Source organism: Saprospiraceae bacterium (genome assembly GCA_016709995.1).
Classification (GTDB): Bacteria; Bacteroidota; Bacteroidia; order Chitinophagales; family Saprospiraceae; genus JADJLQ01.
In genome coordinates this window covers 264,206-283,022 of record JADJLQ010000003.1, presented here as the reverse complement: position 1 = coordinate 283,022, position 18,817 = coordinate 264,206, and the positions used below count along the sequence as shown (strand labels likewise).

The window sequence follows — 18,817 nt, the reverse complement described above, 5'->3', positions numbered from 1 at the left end:
ATTGCCCTTTTTGTAGTCAATTTTTTCGACATTTATTTGATCATATACTGCATGCGTACCAAACCATTTAATTTGCACAGCTTTAAAATCAAAGATGACCCTTACTACTAATCTATACTTGTTTCCAAGGATATTGAAAACCACTCGATCATCTTTCACCAAACTCTGATTAGGATAAACTTCTTTAAGTTCATTAAAGTTTTTGAATTCGGATTTCAAAAATTCATAGTACCATTGCTGTAAAGACCTTGCCGCATCAGGAAATTGCCGACAATACCCCAATAATGTCTTCCGAGCAACAATATTAAACACTTACAAATTTAGATTGTTTTCTAATAGCAAACATAAATAAATTGCCTTCTAACCCATGCTCAATCAGCATTGCCAAAAAATTACGACGACTTTCTAAGGGCTTACTGAACCTCCCATGGCCTCTTACATTCAATATAGTTTCTACCATCTTATTCAGTCCTAAGTGCTCTCCCTTCATTGGCCAGTGCAGCCTTGAAGGCCTGTACGCTCACCGTCATCAAGGCTATCAGTAAAATCGACACACCTGCCAAACCAAAGACACACCATTTTATATCGACCCTATAGGTGTAATCCGACAACCATTTGTTCATCAACCAGTAACTTGCAATAACGAAAGCGATCCAGATCAAACCCAATAAATCTTTGGATAGTAGCGTCACTATATTACTAACTGAAGCACCTAATATTTTTCTATCCTTAAGCTCTTTAGTCCTGCTGCCAGCCATATAAATCACCAATCCAAACAAGCCAAGGCATGAGGTAAATATAGTCAGACATTGGAGATACCCTTTCAGATGTGTACGAAAATGAGACAACTTTGCATGATTTGATACGTTCGATGAGCTGCTTAGCCCGATCAAACATGCAAGATTTCTTTCGAAATTAATTAGCCAAATTACCTCAAAATGATTTTGGAAGAATAGAGATTAGGACCATTTTTAAAATTCAAAAAATACATGCCTTTGTCCAGATGTCTGAGATCCAATCGTTGTGTCGAGCCTTTGGTAGGTTGGAGCATAGATTGATAGACTACCCTGCCCAATGGATCCAACACCTGGATCATATCCTGTAGATCCCCGAGAGCCCAATTGGTAGAAAATGCTATGTTCAATATACCTTCTGAAGGCTTGGGAAATATATTTATACTCACATCACCATTTTTTAGTTGGCGGACTACCTTTCCTGATCCTCCGATGACACTGCATTTTCCCAAAGTCACATTGATAAATTTAATAGGACTGAATCCACAAGCATTGGATGCTCTTACTGTCACGATGCCGGAATGAGATCCAAAATCAACTTGAATGGAAGGGGTGCCCTGCCCTGAAACGATCGAAGCCCCGGTAGGCACCGTCCAAATATATTCATTGGCACCATTCACCGGTGCTATGCTATATAATTCATTGCTGGCAAATTCACACAATACGTTAGAGCCCTGGATATTGGTATTGATCACCGGCGTGGGACTCACTGTGACACACTCAAAAGGGCTGGTACCGCATTGGGTGGAGTATTGTACGCAGATATCCCCTGTCCTATAGGAAGAAGCAAAAACTACATTTATAGAATTAGTATTCTGGCCACTCATGATAGTAGCACCTATAGGCACCGTCCAAAGATATCCCGTAGCATCATTGATGGGTGGTAGTGTATACGTGGCTGCTGCCTGTTTACAGATACCAGCGGTCTGTCCTGCAATGGCTCCAGGTACACTGCCTGGTGCGGCATCCACAAACAAACTGCTTCCCATCCAGGTAGGGCTGGCGCCACAATCATTGTGCGCACTTACTTCAATCATTCCACCTGTGAACGTATTATCAAATATCACCTGGATAGAATCACCAAATACACTGGAGTCAGCCATAAATCCGCCGACGATGGTCACGCCTGCAGGTACGTGCCAAATATAACAAGTAGAGTTGGGCACAGGTGCTATTGAATAAGTACTCGGAGTGGAAACATTACACATACCGAACCCGCTGCCCGATATGGGTCCTGGGACAGCTGGAAGTCCACCTTCTAAGGACACTGTGACTGTAGCTGTATCAGAACATCCATGCTGATCCACGATCATCAAGCTATAATTTCCAGTCTGAGTCACTACAATAGAATGGGTCGTTTCACCGGTACTCCAGAGATAACTTTGATATCCCAGACCTGCATCCAAAGTAGTAGAGCTACCAATATCACAAAAAGACAAAGTACCTGATATAAAAGCATTGGCGGGAGGATAAGCCACTATATCTTCATCATCAGTAGCTTCGCAGCTATTTACAGCTGTTACGGTAACTGAATAATTGCCAATGGCACTCACAAAGATGCTTTGAGTCGTCTCGCCGGTAGACCATAAATAAGCAACGTAACCGGCACCGGCATCCAGCTTCACCGAATCCATGGGACAAAATCCTTGAAGGCTGGTGATCATAAGATTTGGCGCGACGCCGAAAGTAGTTTGAACTGGTGCACTATTTCCTGTACAACCATCCAGGTTGGTGACTGTGACAGAAAACACATCCGCTGTCTTCACTATGATGGAGTCCGAAGTTGCTCCTGTAGACCAAAGGTAACTCAAACCCGGCCCTGCATACAAAGTGGTGGAATCATTAGGACATACTACAAAAATACCCGTGATTACCGGGGCCGGAATCGCACTCACGGTTGTAACAATGGTATCAGATCCTTTACAGCCATTGCCATCAGTCACCATAACACTATATGTTCCAGGAGCACCTACCGAAATAGAGCTTGAAGTAGACCCTGTAGACCAAAGGTAGGCAGGATGAATACCCGCATTTAACATGACTGTACTCCCATCGCAAATAGCTGTATCCCCTGTGATTTGAACGACAGGAATAGTGTCAGTAGTCACTGTAATCATATTAGACATATTGGAGCTACAGCCGGATCCATCATCGTACTGAACATAATAACTGCCCGCCACGGACACATAAATTGCATTAGTGGAAGCTCCCGTGCTCCATAGATTGTTTCCTACCTGATCTGAGACCAATAAAACACTATCCCCCGGACAAAAACTAGTATCGAGAGCAGAAATCATGGGAAATATAGGTAGAGACATCGTGACTTCCTCCATAGCAGAGGTAGCAGTACAGCCATTGATATCCGTTACAGTCACCGAATACAAACCCGGTGTCTTGACATAAATAGAATCTGAAGTGGCTCCGGTAGACCAAAGATATCCAGCCAGGCCAGGGGTAGCCTTTAATAAAGTGGAATCTCCGGAACAATAGATGAGATTGCCCGTGATCATGGCAACCGGCAAGATGCCAATCGTTGTTGCTATAGTATCATACCCTTTGCAGCCATGACCATCTATTACTTCCAATGCGTACAGTCCTGCATCAGAAACATTAATCGTTTGAGTATGCTCGCCATTAGACCAATTATAAACAGGATGTATACCCGCGTCCAAAGTAGTTACTCCTAAAGGGCAAATTACCGTATCACCTGTAATCATCACGATAGGTATGGTATCCAGGGTAATCGAAACAGAATCTATCGTAATACCGCAACCTGTCCCATCATCATAAGTCACCCAATAATAACCAGGGGTGCTCACAAATATACTGTCGGTGGTTGCACCTGTATTCCATAAATTTCCCCCTGTCAGGCTGGACTTCAACTTAAGGCTATCACCCGGACAAAGCGAAGTATCTAATGCCATAATAACCGGGGTTAATAATACCGGAGTGATTACAGTGACACTATCCATAGTCATACAACCATTGATATCTGTAGTGATCAATTTGTAACCTCCAGGCGCACTTACTTTTATAGAATCCATATTAGTCCCGAAAACGGTACCTCCTCCACTCCACATAATTGAAGTGAAGCTGCCAGGAGTCGTTATTCTACCTATACACACCGCATCGATAGCGCTATAGCCAGGGACTACATCCATATCAAACGCTAACCTGACCCCGGATACCTTATAAGAAGTCAGCGGAAAAGTGATGCGATTTCGCCGGGCTACCGCAGGAGCTGGAGCAGCCAGGTCAAAAAATGCCAGGTGATAGGTCCCCATGTCATCAATCAAATAAATGCTGTCCAGTGCGCCGGGATTAAAGGTTTCGTAGATGTCAATAAAATTGATCGAATCAGGATTGGAAAATCTCAAGACCAGGGATTCCTTGCCTCCATCATTTTCGCTTACCCAAGCGCCTTCCTGGTTACCGTATTGAGGATAGACATCGGGGGACCCTAAAGCTTGCCGGGCTGAATATGAAGCATTATTATTTTGACTGCTATAACTTACCAGGCTATCAGCATATTTTGCCATCGTGCTGGAAGCGACCAGGGTATCCATGGTGCCGGCACATAAAAACAAATCACCTGTAATAGTGGCTTTAGGAACTCCAGGCACCCATACTGCTTTGATCATCAATCTCCCCGGATCAGTATGATGAAACAAACTATCATTCATAATATGATATCGATAGTAGGCGCTATCCCGGATCCTGCCAGGTTCGTATTGCACCCCTACTGGAAAATAAGGTATGGTGCTGGCTGTTTGACCTAGCCCCACATAATATTCTTCATTTTTCATTAATCTGGCTGTGTCAGAAAAATAAAAAGAATGATATTGATTGATTTGGGAAGAATCTGGTGTAAATGGATCAGATAATGCTAGCACGACCTTATTGGTATCCATAGCTACTGCATATACCTGATGCCCGATAGATGATTGGCTTAAAAAGACTTGCACGGAATTTATTTTTCCACAACCCTCCAGCAGATGACGGCTCAAGGTAAACCCTGCCATAGTATCTGTGCCAGCTTGTGCAACGACCATTGAGCCATCCGCGTAGGATACAATCGATGGGCTGACCATTTGGATATAAAAATTGCGGTTATTATTTACGATATTTTCGCCAGGGACAGGTGGTATGCTGATGATAATAGAATCCGTCTCCAGAAGCTGAGGCAGCCATCCATTAAATTCGATGAGACCTATTGTGTCTGCACCGACATTAATGGACTGTGTGGTCATGTATCGAAGCATATTGGTAGCCAAGTCAATGACTTTCATAGTCACATTATAATTTTTGGAAACATTTTCATAGTTTCTAATCACAGCCGTCACAGGATAGGATGTATAAGCAGGGGCATATTTGCCGAGTGCATAGACGGCTAGCACTTCGACACTGTCTTTGAATGAGGGTGAGCAAAATCTCGTCTCAGGTCGTTGATTGGTAGCTCTTAATATCAGGTCTAAGCCCATGGCTGCTGTATCAGCCCTGGTGACAAAAGAAATATATTTTAAAACAGAATCCTGACCATTTATGCCTTTTATCATTGAATTTGCCATCGTACTCAACGAAATATTAGGGACCGTAAGATTGTCAAAAGAATCAACATATTCCCAGGCCACATACAGACCATTGCCGGAATATACAAATGTATCCACCGGCATCCCTTCAAAAGGAATAATATATGGTCCAATAATACCTGGAATAACAATACTGTCATTATGCACCAGCTGCATGGGACCCGTGGCAGCAGTCCAGGATATCACATCTTTTGCTCTATACCTCAATTCATATGTGGCGGTACCCGGCACTGAATCCCAGCCAAATTTTACTGAGAAAGGAGAGATACTATCCAGGTAAAAAGATACTGGAGTATAACAAACAGGCATACCCGAAGTGGCAAACGATAGCCCTGGTATAAAAGCACCTACGCTATCAGGTCCGCAGTTAGACCTGACTGCCCAGTCATACGAAGTTCCTGCTACAAGCCCAAAACTGAGCGTAATAGAGTCAGTAAAGGAAGTCACTTCAGACCAAGTAGATGTACCTGTTCGCTTAAACCTAACTGTATAATAATCTGATCCTAATCCGGCACTCCAATAAAGTTTGGCTGTAGTACCAGTCACTGCTCCGACGGGCATAGGAGTGGGAGGATTACAGTTATTGGTCGGTAGTGTGTAAAATATATCAAATACCTGAATCGAGGTATCCAAAGCACAATTGCTTGTAACCCGCCATTGATAGCCTGTGTTTGGCACCAGTCCTGCTATCATGATAAACTCATTTGTAGTATTAGCCCCAATCCAGGCTACATCATTAAGTTTTCTATATTCAACCAAAAAATCGCTGACCGGATGAGCAGGAGCTATCCAGCTTAATTGAGCACTGACATTGGTGACATTATCTGCAAAAAGATGGGTCGGAGGACGGCAAGGATTTAGTATATCATCATTTGAAAAACTCTGAATAGGTCCAAATACTGAACAGTTGGTTTTAACCTGCCATTCAAATCTGCCTGGAAACAGCCCCTGAACGAGAAAATTGGAAGTTATTCCTGACACGGTGGTCCAGGTGGTATCAACTCTGCTTACGGTGTCCAAGGTATTTTGAAGAAAGACTTTGAATGCTCCCTGAGTAGAATCGTTTTGGATAGCTGCCAAAGTAAATCCTATACAATTGATCGTATCACCGGCCATCAATCCGCTGGCAACCATTTCCTGGGGAGTGATCAAATAAAATCCTCTTTGATATCTTAGCCCTGCCTGCGGTGCTACAGTTGAAGTAGTGCTTCCGTCACCGGGTAATATTACAGAGGAAGTCTGAGCAGAGGAAACCCCCACCATAAAGCAACAAACCAGAATTAGATATATTTTAATTCTTTTAATCATTCAATTTAGATTTTAGGAGTTCTAATTGCTTTGGAAGTTCTTTTTGAATTTCAGATTGAATATTACCAATAAATTGATCTCTATAATTTGAATCTGATTTGAGTAAACCCCAAAATTGTTCAGCTTCAGGATTGTTGTTATAGGTAGTACTTATTTTTTCAGCTTTAGCCAATAGGTCTGAAATAAAGTCTCTTGATACATCCAACTTGTTTTCATTCAAAAATACTTTAAGCCGAATGTGAGATTCTAAAGATTGGCTTGCGCTTTCATTTTGACCAGGGGTAAGGGACTCACTATACCCTGGTACCAGGGTGGCAAGTATCCTATTTCGTTTAGCTATTTTTTGCTTTAATTCTTCAATTTTATTTTTTTGATCAACTACAAATTTATTAATAGCCCTGCCATTTAAACCTACAGCAACATTGATCAGTTTATATCCTTCTTCATCAGAAGCCGTCCAGGCTACTCCTACGATGCGAGGATAATCTTCCACCTGCAGTTTGGAGGGATCAATGGCTATACCAAGTCCGTCATTCAATCCAGAAGGAAGAATATAGTCACCTGCCTGTACTTTGCCGACTACATGCACCGGCACCTGCCCTAAAAATGCCACTTTTTCATAATTCGTTTTAGCTTTTTCAGCTGGGGTATTTCCAAGTACGATGGGCTTGGTAGAAATTACCATTAATTTACTTGCTGCGTCTATTTTTTTTGAGATTTTACCATACTTAAGGCCGACTATATACCCAGGTAAAAAACTCTCCTCAGAGTCTGCTTTGGGCAGCCATTCTGCATAGTCACCTGCACCGGATTCATAGGTGACTCCAACCCGGCTAGAATAATAGTTTTTAAAATCATCCCTCCTGTTAGAAGCCTGCACGGTACCTACTATATTGGCAACCAAATCGGCTAGACCTGCTGCTAAGGTGACAGTGGCAGCTGCTATCAATGATGGAATGGGAATAGTAGCACAATTTACCGGAAAGCCAACACAACCTGTGGTGGAGGTAACGGCTCTTGTGAGCCATATTCCTGCCAGTACTGAAGTAAGAGAAGCTACGGCGATAGCAATATCTGCATTGGTTACCCTTAAATCCATTTTGGACAATTCGTATTTATAAACAGGGTTAGTCGGAAGCTCGGCGAGGGTCTCCCCTTCAATGCGCCCAATCACTTGGGAAGCAGCATTCTGAAACTCCATGAAATTATTGCTATGTCCGGGATTGTTATTAGCGATTTCGATACTTATTCCATTAGGTCCGGTGGTATTTTCAAAGGTCGCTACATAGGATTGAAGTGCTGAATTAGATGATGTGACGGTCAGACTATTCTGTAGGATAAGGCTGTCTTCAAAAACAATCGAACCACTGGCAGTTAACCCCCCCCCGACATTTAAATTCAGTGGAACCCCAACACCTCCTGTTACTTTTAAGGCTCCGGTTGTCGAACTCGTGGAATTAGTAGGATCCAATATAGAAGTCATCCCTCCAATTACGATATTTTTGGCTATACCGACTCCTCCTGTGACTTTTAGTGCCCCAAAATTTACTCCTGTAGATTGCGTTGGATCGATGATAGAGGTCATTCCCCCGATGGTTAAACGATTTCCAATACCGACACCTCCAACGACTTGCAAAGTGCCGCTCTCCGGGGTTGTGGATTGTGTAGGATCCACCAAGGTGGTCATGCCGCCAACATTCAATCTTAGTCCAATGCCCGCAGCTCCCGTTACTTTTAAAGCTCCGCTCGTAGTTGAAGTAGATTGAATCGGGCTAGAAATGGTCGTCATACCGGTCAAAGTAGTATTGCCACCAACATTTAAATTTTGAGCAATCCCTGTTCCTCCAAGCACTTTTAATGCGCCAGTGAGTGGATTAAAGGATTGAGAAGTATCGGTAATCATGGTCATCCCATCGATAGTCACCATACCGCCGACACTCAGATTCTTTTGTATTCCTACGCCGCCGGACACGACCAAAGCTCCCGTCACGGTGTCGATGGATTGCGTGGCATCTGTGACCAGTACCGGGCTCGCAAAACCTACTGGACCTCCAAACTTAGTAGCTCCTCCTACATTGAAGTTTCTCCCTACACCAAAACCGCCATGAATCACCAATGCCCCATTATCAATACTTGTGGATTGAGTCGTGTCACTCATGAGGACTTGTTTCAGAAATTTTGATTCTTTTTCGACCGTCAGGGTACCCGACAATGCTGTAGGACTCATATTGTTTACCGATAGCGTATCATTGAAGGTGGCTGCTTTATCTACTATCAGCGTCCCTGTCAATAAAGCAGGTCCCATCTGGAGGATAGTAAAAGAATCATTTAAATTAACTGATTTGTCTACATCCAGGGTACCGGTCAGGTGAGTTGGAGACATATTATTGACATTCAATGAATCTTCCAGGTCAGATGTTTTATCTACCTGCAGCGTACCTGTAAGATGAGTTGGGCTCATATTATTGACATAAAGTCTATTATTTAAATCTGTCGGACCATGAACATCCAAGTTGGACTGGAGCAAAGTAGACAAATCATCTTTACAATCAGTGAATCACCAATAGTCAGCTTTTGTTGAATATTGGCATTTCCCAGGACATTTAAATTTTTGCCAATTTCAAAATTGAGCTTCGTGACAATATCACCGCCAGACAATATTCTTAGACGCTCTACATTATCAGTGATCATGATTAAATCCACTTTGTCTGTAGTGCCTAATGCATTGGTATGATAAAGATTGCCGCTATTATTTGTATTAGCATTACCAAAAATGGACCAATTAGTGGAGACCACCCCTGGCGCATGGAGTGCAAAATATGGTTGGCCTTTATCATTTTGTATTTCTACCTGGTTTGTAGTTAGCGCATGCATGGTATAAGGCACTGCCATCAATTTGCTTTGGCTGAGAATAGAAAAATCTGAACGACTGGTAGTAGCAACGGCCACTTCCAGCCAGATATTTTCGACATTCCAAGGGACCAATCCGTAGTTGCCCTCTATTGAGCCCCCCTCTCCAATCACCAGGTCAAACAAACCGACTTGATTTGTTTTTACTTTATGCTCTTCTGAATAATAATTTATTCTGTTTTGGCTGACATTGGCAAAAAGTGTAATTTTTAGATCTACTATTTGGCTCTGGATCAATCCGCCTTTGCTGTCTCTGGCCACAGCCTGATAGTTCATTCCCTTGGGAAAGACTTGAGCTGCACCATAGGTCACGATACATAATTGAAGTAAAAAAAGCAAGAATAGCCTTTCTATCCTAAGAATAAAATCAAAAGAACTAGTATGTTTTAAAGCACCTCCGGATGCTTGTTTGAATGTATTCATCATTTCCCTGATTTTATTAAGTCCATGGAATTTGTCTCGACATCAGGATAGAGCGATTTCATATTTTTCATAAATTGATCAAATACTCCCGGGTCTGTTTTAAGTTGCGACCAATATGCATTATTGGTCAAGTCCTTGCCATTTTTAGAAAATACTTTTTCTACAAATTGAATGGTCTCACTAAACTGATTGAAATTAAAATCTTGAAAGTTATAAGCTGCAGCTTTCGAGGTCGCCGATTTGAGAGACTGCCCAATCCTATTTGTGTAGACCAGGGATTGGTTTTTTAAAATTTCTTCTTCGGAAAAGCCCATTGCTCCTTTAAAACCTGGAAGGATATCTGCCAATATTTTATTGGATTCATCAAATTCTTTCTCTAATTCCAGTAGTTCTTTATTTTGATCTATGACCACTTTACTGATATCCATCGTATTGAGACCAATCGCGACATTGACCAGGTTGAATTGGTCATCAAGGGAAGCCGACCAAGCAATACCAACGATATTGGCAAAATCTTCCGGCTTCATGTCTGTCGGTGCAACGGCTTTCCCCAGGCCATTCTGAAGACCGGAAGGAAGTATATAATCTCCTATAGCTACCCTGCCAAACACCTGTATAGGCACTTGACCCATGAAAGCTACTTTTTCATAATCCTTTCTATCTTCCGGCATATTACCTAAGACTATAGGTTGGGTAGAGATCACAAATAATTTACTCCCTGAGGTTATTTTTTTAGATATCCTACCATCTTTTACACCTACGATCAATCCTGGCATCATTTTTTCATTTGGATCTGATTTGGGCAGCCACTCTGCATAATCTCCAGCCCCTGATTCATAGGTTACTCCGTAGGTAGAACTCCTTAAAGCCAAATAGACATCTTTCGCATCATGGGCATCATCAAGGGCTACCGCTACTACGGGTACAATAGCTGTTCTAAGTGCTAATTTAACAATGCCCAAAGCAATGCTGCTGGGTATTGGGAAAGCTATACAGGCACCTACGCCTGCACATCCTGTGGCTGATGAATAGGCTGCTGCCAAATCCGCGACAGCCATCGCCAAATTGATGGCGGATTGCGCCACCAGTAATTCAGCCAAATAAATCCTGGAGTCCAGGGCGGAGATCTCTCGGATATAAGTAGGATTGGACATATATTCCGAAAGGTTTTCCCCTTCGATTCTGCCTACCACCCCACCTAATGAATTTTTGAATTCAACAAAATTGTTAAACTTATTGGGGGCGGGGTTACTTATTCTGAATAATATTCCATTTTGATTGGTGGTATTTTTAAAATGTGCAATAAAATTACTGGCCGCAGTCACCATTAAAGTACCATTCATATTCGCACCACCCATCAGGGTAGCCACTTTATTAATAGTCATATCGGACGCCACATGCATATTCATGAATACTCCTACCCCACCATTTACTTTTAATGCTCCGGTAAAAGGAGTAGTAGACGCAGCAGTGCTTAAAATCGAGGTCATCCCTCCAACATTTAACTGTAGACCAACACTCATGCCCCCGGCTACTTTTAGAGCTCCTTCTAAGGTATTGGAGGATGAAGTCCCGTCCAATATCGAAGTCATACCTCTTACATTTAGCTGTTTGGCGATACCCACGCCACCGGTGACCTTTAAAGCACCGGTGGTGGCATTGGTAGATTGCGTATTATCTTCTATATTAGTCTTACCCCCTACATTTAACTGGAGTCCAATTCCAATGCCACCCAAGACCCTTAATGCCCCCAGGGCTGAGGTGTCAGCACTAGAGGTATTGGTTATAGTCGTCATATTTGTCAAGGTTGTAATTCCTCCAACATTGAGGTTTTTGCCAATACCTGTACCTCCTGCTACTTTTAGAGTTCCTGAATTGATAGCATAAGATTGTGCCGTATCGGTCAGGGTAGTCATACCTCCGACAAATACATCTTCACCTACATTTATATTTTTGCCCAGTCCAACACCGCCGCTCACTTTAAGGGCTCCGGTATTGGTGGATAAAGATTGAGTGGTGTCTGAAATTTTTACGGGGCTATTGAAAGTAACAGGGCCGGCAAAAGCACTTGATCCGCCTACATTTAGATTTTTACCCAATCCAAAACCTCCGTCTACAACAACTGCTCCTGTAAAGATGCTGATGGATTGGGTACTATCACTGACGATCACATTGTCTTTCAACAAGCCTTCTTTTTCTACCAATAAGGTGCCGGATAAAAAAGTTGGGCTCATATTATTGACAGTCAGTGAGTCGTTGAGATTTACCACCTTGTCTGCTTCCAGCGTGCCAGAGAGTAAAGTAGGACTCATATTCAATACCGTGAAAGAATCATTCAGTGTGGTAGATTTTTCTACGACCAGCGTGCCGGATAAATAGGTTGGACTCAGATTGTTGACATTGACGGCATCATTAAAATTTGAGGTTTTATCTACGAGTAAAGTCCCGGTCAATTTGGTCGGACTCATTTTATTTACATTCAAAAGATTATTCAGGTCGGTAGGCCCCTCTACCGTCAGGGAAGTATTAAAAGTAGTAGCCTTCTGTACGATCAGGGTACCAGTCAATAAAGTCGGACTCAAGTTAGCCACTGTGAATGGCCCATAATTAATAGTGGATCCTCCCTCAGTATTGAGCAATACATTGTTTTTAGCGATTAAAGAATCTCCAACGGTCAGGGTATTCATAATCCCTGTATTTCCCAGGACATTCAGGTTTTTGCCAATTTCAAAATTGAGTTTAGTAATAATATCTCCTCCTGGTAAGATACGCAGACGCTCTACATTGTCTGTAATCATGATGACATCAACAAAATCGGATGTTCCAAGAGAATTGATTCTAAATATATTGCCACTGGCATCCGTCTTGGCATTGCCAAGTACTGACCATACTGTAGAAATCACCCCTGGTTCCGGAGGTGCAAAGCTGGATGGTATCTGAATATCGCTGCTGACCAGTTTATGAGCTACAGCAGCATGCATAGCATAGGGTACTGCCATCAATCTGCTGCTATTCAAAAAATAAAATCTTTTTTGTCCCCATCACGAACACTCACTTCCAGCCAGATATTTTCTTTGTTCCAGGGAATTAATCCAAATTGGCCTGAGTCAGGATTTCCCTCACCAATGACTACATTAAACAATCCAATTTCATTCGTTGCAACTGAATGAATTTCACTATAATGATTGGTTTTTTGGCGATCATCCCTGGATACGAGGTTTACCTTTATAAGGATCTGATGGTTAGCTATAATGTCTCCGGAAGCATCTCTGGCTACTGCCTGATAAGTCATTCCTTTTGGGATCACCTGAGCATAAGTAACTGTGCTAAAGGCAAATAGAATGATCACTAAGCACGTTATATGTTTAAGTGACATTTTCATTTTAAGATGAATTAGCGTCGCGTAGATGATATTTTTGGTGAAATAATTCATCGGGTAGTTTTATTTTTTGCCAGCTGTAATCCAACTGCATGCTTATAAATTCCCTGAATGGTCTTGATATAAAAATCTTGAGCAGAAGCATCCGTTTTAAGTTGCCTAAAAAAGGAGTTTTGCTGATCATTTCCTCCATTTTTCAATAAAGTAATTTCGGAAATGTTCAGTACTTCCATTACTTGTTCTCTGGAGACATCAGAATAATCCGAGTTGCCTGACATTGATTTAATATAATTGTGAGCCATACCGTTATAAGGAGAAGCAGCATCAAGCTCCTTAAGCATGCTTAATGCTTTTTGTTCGTCAAATTTGACAATTGGCTCAGTAGGCAATTTTGCCCTTGATTTATATTCAGGGAGTAAATTGGCAAGCAGAACACTGGAGTTATCCAGGCTAGCCTTAAGATTTTTTATTTCATTTTTATTTTCAAGGATGACTTTACTGATATCTCCTTCATGGAGACCAATAGCTGTCAATATCAGGCTTAGCTCATCACTTTGACCGGCTGACCAAGCAACACCTACAATCTGAGAATAATCCTCTGCACTTAATTGGTCAGGATGTACTGCTTTGCCAACACCATCATTAAATCCTGATGGCAATATATAGTCCCCCATAGTTACTTTACCAGATACATATACAGGTACCTGTCCTAAAAAAGCTACTTTCTCAAAGCTTGATTCATTTCCTTGAGGCATGTTCCCTAAAACGATCGGCTTGGTTGAAATCACCAAAGATCTTTCGTGCTTATTTATTGTTTTACTTATTTTTCCATTCCTCATACCCACAATATAACCGGGTAAAAAAACCTCTTCGTGGTCGGCTTTTTCCAGCCATTCCGCATAATCACCAGCACCAGACTCATAAGTAACTCCTACTCTTGGTGGACCTTTATACGCGATGTAAGCGGTCTTTTGATCTTTAGCTTCATCTCTTCGTGCTACCGCCAATCCTAAGCCGACCGCCCTGGCTGTGACCGCCAAACCGGCTTTGACTATAAATGAAGCAACCGGTGCTGTGGCACAAGCACCAAATCCTATACAGGCGGTCGTTGATGCCAATGCTGCAACCAGCTCAGCAGCTGCAGCGACCACAAACATCGACGCTGTCGCAACTGTAATTTCAGCAAAGGTGATATCAAAGTCTAAGACTTCTATTTCCCTGATATAATTTGGATTTAAGAGGTATTGGCTCAGATTTTCGCCTTCGATTCTACCTATGACTCCTCCGCCATTTTTTCTAAATTCTACAAAATTATTTGCCCAACCTGGTGATGGGTTGTTTACCTTAATGCTAATGCCGTTATTAAAGCTGGTTGTTCTGATAAAAGAAGCGATGAAAGGCCCATTAGCAGTCACAAATAGTCCTTTTTTCGCCTGGATTAAACCTCCATTTAATGTGGTTAGGCCTGTTACAGTTAGTTTTTGCCCTACGTTTAACTTACCACCTATCCCTACCCCACCCGATACTTTTAAGGCACCGGTAGTAGGATTAAAAGAGTTAGTCATATCTAGAATCATTCCAGTGCCGCCTATATTAAGCTGGAGTCCTATACCTGTCCCTCCACTCACTACAAGAGATCCATTTCCAAGGGCCGTCGTCTGATTGTCATTTAAAATGGAAGTCATCCCCCCCACATTGAGCTGCCTGGATATCCCTACCCCTCCTAATACTTTAAGAGCACCTGTGCTAATGCTGGTAGAATTAGTGGCATCCAGAATAGAGGTCATACCGCCAACATTTAATTCTTTTCCAATGCCAGCACCACCCATGACTTTTAAGGCCCCAGTCGAGGCATTGACGGAATTTGTGCCGTCCAATACTGTCATGATACCGGCAATATTGGTCATGCCACCAATATTCAAATTTTTTGCAATCCCTACACCGCCGGTTACTTTCCAAGCACCAGTAGTGGTATTGAGGGATTGAGTCATGTTTTTGATAGTCGTCATGCTGTCAACGATCAATGTCCCACCAACATTTAAGTTTCTGGCTATTCCCGCACCACCGGCCACTATCAAAGCTCCTGTTGCAGGCGAATTGGATTGAGTCTCATCCGTGATGCTTACAGGGCTATCAAATCCGACCGGTCCACCAAAAGTACTTGCGCCACCGACATTCAAATTGCCACCAAGACCCAGCCCTCCTGTAACTACCAAAGCACCCGTAGCCGAAGATGTGGATTGAGTCGTATCTTTCAATAATACCCGATCATTAAAAAAAGATTCTTTATCAACGGTCAGTGTACCCGATAAGTTTGTGGGTCCCATGTCGTCCACTGTCAGTGAGTCATTGAGATTAGTTGACTTGTCGACTGTCAAGGTCCCGGTCATATAACTTGGACTAATATTGTTGACAGAAAAAGAATCCTGAAGTGTAGTAGCCTTGTCTACGGTAAGGGTACCTGTGAGCAGGGAAGGCTTCATATTATTGACATTGAGCGCGTCATTAATATTAGCCGCTTTATCTACTGTCAATGTCCCGGTGAGGTGCGTCGGACTCATGTTATTGACAAAAAGCCTGCTATTGAGATTGGTAGGTCCTTGCACAGTTAGTGAGTCGTTGAGCAAGGTGGCTTTGTCCACTATAAGGGTCCCAGTCAACAAAGTTGGGCTTAGTTGGATCACACTAAAAGGGCCGTAATTGATGGTAGATCCTCCTTGCACATTAAAGAGCACATTTTTCTTTACGATCAAAGAATCACCTATCATTAAAGTCTGCTGGATGGCAGCATTGCCGACCACAGTAAGGTCTTTGCCTATCTCAAAATTGAGTTTGGTGATGATATCTCCTGTGGCGAGAATACGCAATCGCTCTATATTGTCAGTGATCATGATCAGATCTACCAGATCGGTAGTACCCAATGAATTGACCCGATATGGATTGCCGGCGGCATCGGTTTTGGCATTGCCAAATACAGACCAGTCATTGGAGACCACTCCTGGTTCGGGCGGGGCGAAATCAGAAACGGTGGTGCCCGGGGACCCACCAATTTATTGGCTGTACCGGCATAGATCGCATAGGGCACCGCTAACAGTTTGCTATTGCTCACCATAGTCAGGCCTGATGTTTTTTTATCTTTCAGTGCTACCTGCATCCATATATTTTCAGTATTCCAGGGTATTAAAGCATACTGACCAAAATCTTTTATTCCTTCACCTACCACCAGGTTAAATAGTCCGATTTCAGAGGTTTTTGCTGAATGTGATTCTGTATAATAATCCACCCGCTGACCTCCTTCATTGCTGAATAGGGTAATCTGTAGCATAATATTTTCATCCTTCAACAAGCCTCCTTTGGCATCACGGGCTACTGCCTGGTAGTTCATTCCCTTGGGTATCACCTGGCTTATAGTTACCCCAAAAAAGCAAAAGCAGCAACTTAATAGAAAGAATAATTTTTTCATTTTTTAATGACTATATTTTTATCATTACTGAGACAGGAATTTTGATAATAATTTGAGGTATAGATTACCTAAATCGTGATAACATCAGGGTAAAAACCAAGATAGATAAATTGTTACACTTTACCAAAAGCAGAATTTACATATAATTAGTAGTAATGTTTAATCGTATCTATATGAATACAATCACTCATAGTACTTAAATTATTTCAAAAAATTTGGGCTGGATCAGTCTCAGCCTCAGTCTGTAGTAATGAATACTTAGGGCCTGCTTAATAAGTCATGACAAGATAGGAATTTGATAATTTCGTAGTAAAGGTAAGGCAGCCAGGTATATTAAGCCTGAGGCACTGAAGACAATTTGAATACCCAGTAATAGTTGTTCGGTATAGAAAATACGGTACTTGCCCGGCCAATTTGACCAGGTTAAGTACCAAAATGATGGTTGCAATCCAAGATTCGCTGGTTTCTTTGAGTCTTGCTTTTATTCGGCTCATTCCATAAGCAGTCTTTGCTTGACCAAATTTCCCTTCGATTGGATTTCTTGCTCCTGGACTTATGTGATTGGGCACTGCCTTGGGTCTTCCAAGAGGCTTTGCAATGAGGTCTATACCTTTCTCCTTGAGCTGACTTCTGTTTGACCTGGTACAATATATTTTATCTGCGTATACCTCTTTAGGATAGTAGCCAAATAATTTATTGTAATGCTCTACACTGTCCATAAGCCGAGTACCCTCATTAAATGATTCCCAGGAGACTTCATCCAGAACAGCATATCCTTGCATTAAGCTCACTTGTATCTTAGCACCAAACTCGACTTTGGCTGTTGTTTTACCTCTAACGATTGGTCTGATATGAGGTTGGTGGATATTGGTAATTCTATGGGCTACACTGTGTACTTTATTGATATACATTTCCATTTGTTGATCGTACAATGTTTGGATTACAAACAAATATTTGAGTTGATGTTTGTTTAAAGGTATGCGGTCATGTTCGTCTAATAATTTATGGATAATTTTAATGTTTCGGCCCAGATAGGATAGTTGTTTTCTCAATGCTTTTCGGATTTCCTTATTTGATTTAGTTTTCTTTTGAGCTGTCTTCAGGTAATCCTTTCTAGCTTTTATTCTATAAGTCCTTGGTTTGTCAGCTTCACCACTGCTCAATAAGTATAATATATCAATTAGTTCTTCTGCCTTTTCTCTAGACTCATTCAATAAATTCAAATCGGTTGGGTACGCTATATCTTGTGGACACGCTGTTGCATCTGTTATCATTTTACCATATGGTGCTACTTCATTCGTCGGTGTTTTACTTGTTACTTCGCCTTCGGTTTGTATGCCTCTACACTCCATGAAGTCTGCTGGCTGACTTGGCATCGGAGTGTCTTTAGTATCAGGTCTATTGGTTTGGTTTGATGCTGGATCTTGATTAATTGGCGCTGATGGTGCCGGGTTATCTTCTACTTCTTCAGTACGTTGTTCTCCGTGCCTTCCTGTTAGTAGTATTATTTGTTCGTTTATTTTATTGATTTGATCTACTCCGAGTCTATTTCTTAATTCAACAAAAAGTGAAGCATCAAAAGGTGGAACATTACTATAACTACTATAGCCAATAAAGTACTGCATATACATATTCTCCTGGATATGTAACATCGTCTCTCGATCACTCAAATTACAAATATGCTTGATGATCATAGAACCAACCACAACCCTCGGATTTATCCCACTTGCTCCAGTCTGCTTGTTGTGCAAGCGCTCATTGTAGACACCCACCAAAATATCCCATGGTATTTGATGTGCCAAGACTACCCATCTGTTTGATGCATTCAACTTTTGACTGAATGGTGTGTCAAATCCTTCCAATACTAATTGATGCTGACTCAAATATTTTGTCTTTGCTGCACGCTTTCTTTGTGCTATTGCCATTTATCCTTGCATTTATACCCTAAGTT

9 protein-coding genes and 1 pseudogene are annotated in these 18,817 nt (G+C 41.9%); all 10 read right to left on the bottom strand.

The genetic code is table 11. The features are described from left to right. Nucleotides 1-9 precede the first annotated feature (9 nt). Nucleotides 10-312, bottom strand: a pseudogene (locus IPJ09_20220) (type II toxin-antitoxin system HigB family toxin). A 149-nt stretch (nucleotides 313-461) separates the two neighbouring features. Next, on the bottom strand, nucleotides 462-848 hold the full coding sequence (locus tag IPJ09_20215) for a hypothetical protein (GenBank protein ID MBK7373717.1): 387 nt from the start codon (nucleotides 846-848) through the stop codon (nucleotides 462-464). An 80-nt stretch (nucleotides 849-928) separates the two neighbouring features. Next, a complete protein-coding gene (locus tag IPJ09_20210; protein ID MBK7373716.1) occupies nucleotides 929-6,646 on the bottom strand; it encodes a fibronectin type III domain-containing protein in 5,718 nt (1,905 codons plus the stop codon). Between the two features lie 37 nt (nucleotides 6,647-6,683). Continuing rightward, the gene (locus IPJ09_20205; protein ID MBK7373715.1) at nucleotides 6,684-9,152 is read right to left on the bottom strand and encodes a hypothetical protein; all 2,469 of its coding nucleotides are present in this window, start codon (nucleotides 9,150-9,152) and stop codon (nucleotides 6,684-6,686) included. 23 nt (nucleotides 9,153-9,175) lie between these two features. After that, nucleotides 9,176-10,027 (bottom strand): hypothetical protein, encoded by an 852-nt coding sequence (locus tag IPJ09_20200; protein ID MBK7373714.1) that lies wholly within the window; start codon nucleotides 10,025-10,027, stop codon nucleotides 9,176-9,178. After that, nucleotides 10,024-13,041, bottom strand: a complete 3,018-nt coding sequence (locus IPJ09_20195) for a hypothetical protein (GenBank protein MBK7373713.1) — start codon at nucleotides 13,039-13,041, stop codon at nucleotides 10,024-10,026. The genes IPJ09_20200 and IPJ09_20195 overlap by 4 nt, the downstream gene beginning before the upstream one ends. After that, nucleotides 13,038-13,457: a hypothetical protein gene (locus tag IPJ09_20190; GenBank protein MBK7373712.1), complete on the bottom strand. Its 420-nt coding sequence runs from the start codon at nucleotides 13,455-13,457 to the stop codon at nucleotides 13,038-13,040. The genes IPJ09_20195 and IPJ09_20190 overlap by 4 nt, the downstream gene beginning before the upstream one ends. After that, entirely contained in the window at nucleotides 13,454-16,399 is a 2,946-nt protein-coding gene (locus tag IPJ09_20185; GenBank protein MBK7373711.1) for a hypothetical protein, read from the bottom strand. Before IPJ09_20185 ends, IPJ09_20190 begins: the two co-directional genes overlap by 4 nt. After that, nucleotides 16,303-16,866 carry a hypothetical protein gene (locus IPJ09_20180; protein MBK7373710.1) on the bottom strand — a complete coding sequence of 188 codons (564 nt, stop codon included), beginning with the start codon at nucleotides 16,864-16,866 and terminating at the stop codon, nucleotides 16,303-16,305. The genes IPJ09_20185 and IPJ09_20180 overlap by 97 nt, the downstream gene beginning before the upstream one ends. A 269-nt stretch (nucleotides 16,867-17,135) precedes the next feature. Further along, a complete protein-coding gene (locus IPJ09_20175; protein MBK7373709.1) occupies nucleotides 17,136-18,791 on the bottom strand; it encodes an IS5 family transposase in 1,656 nt (551 codons plus the stop codon). Between the last annotated feature and the right edge of the window lie 26 nt (nucleotides 18,792-18,817).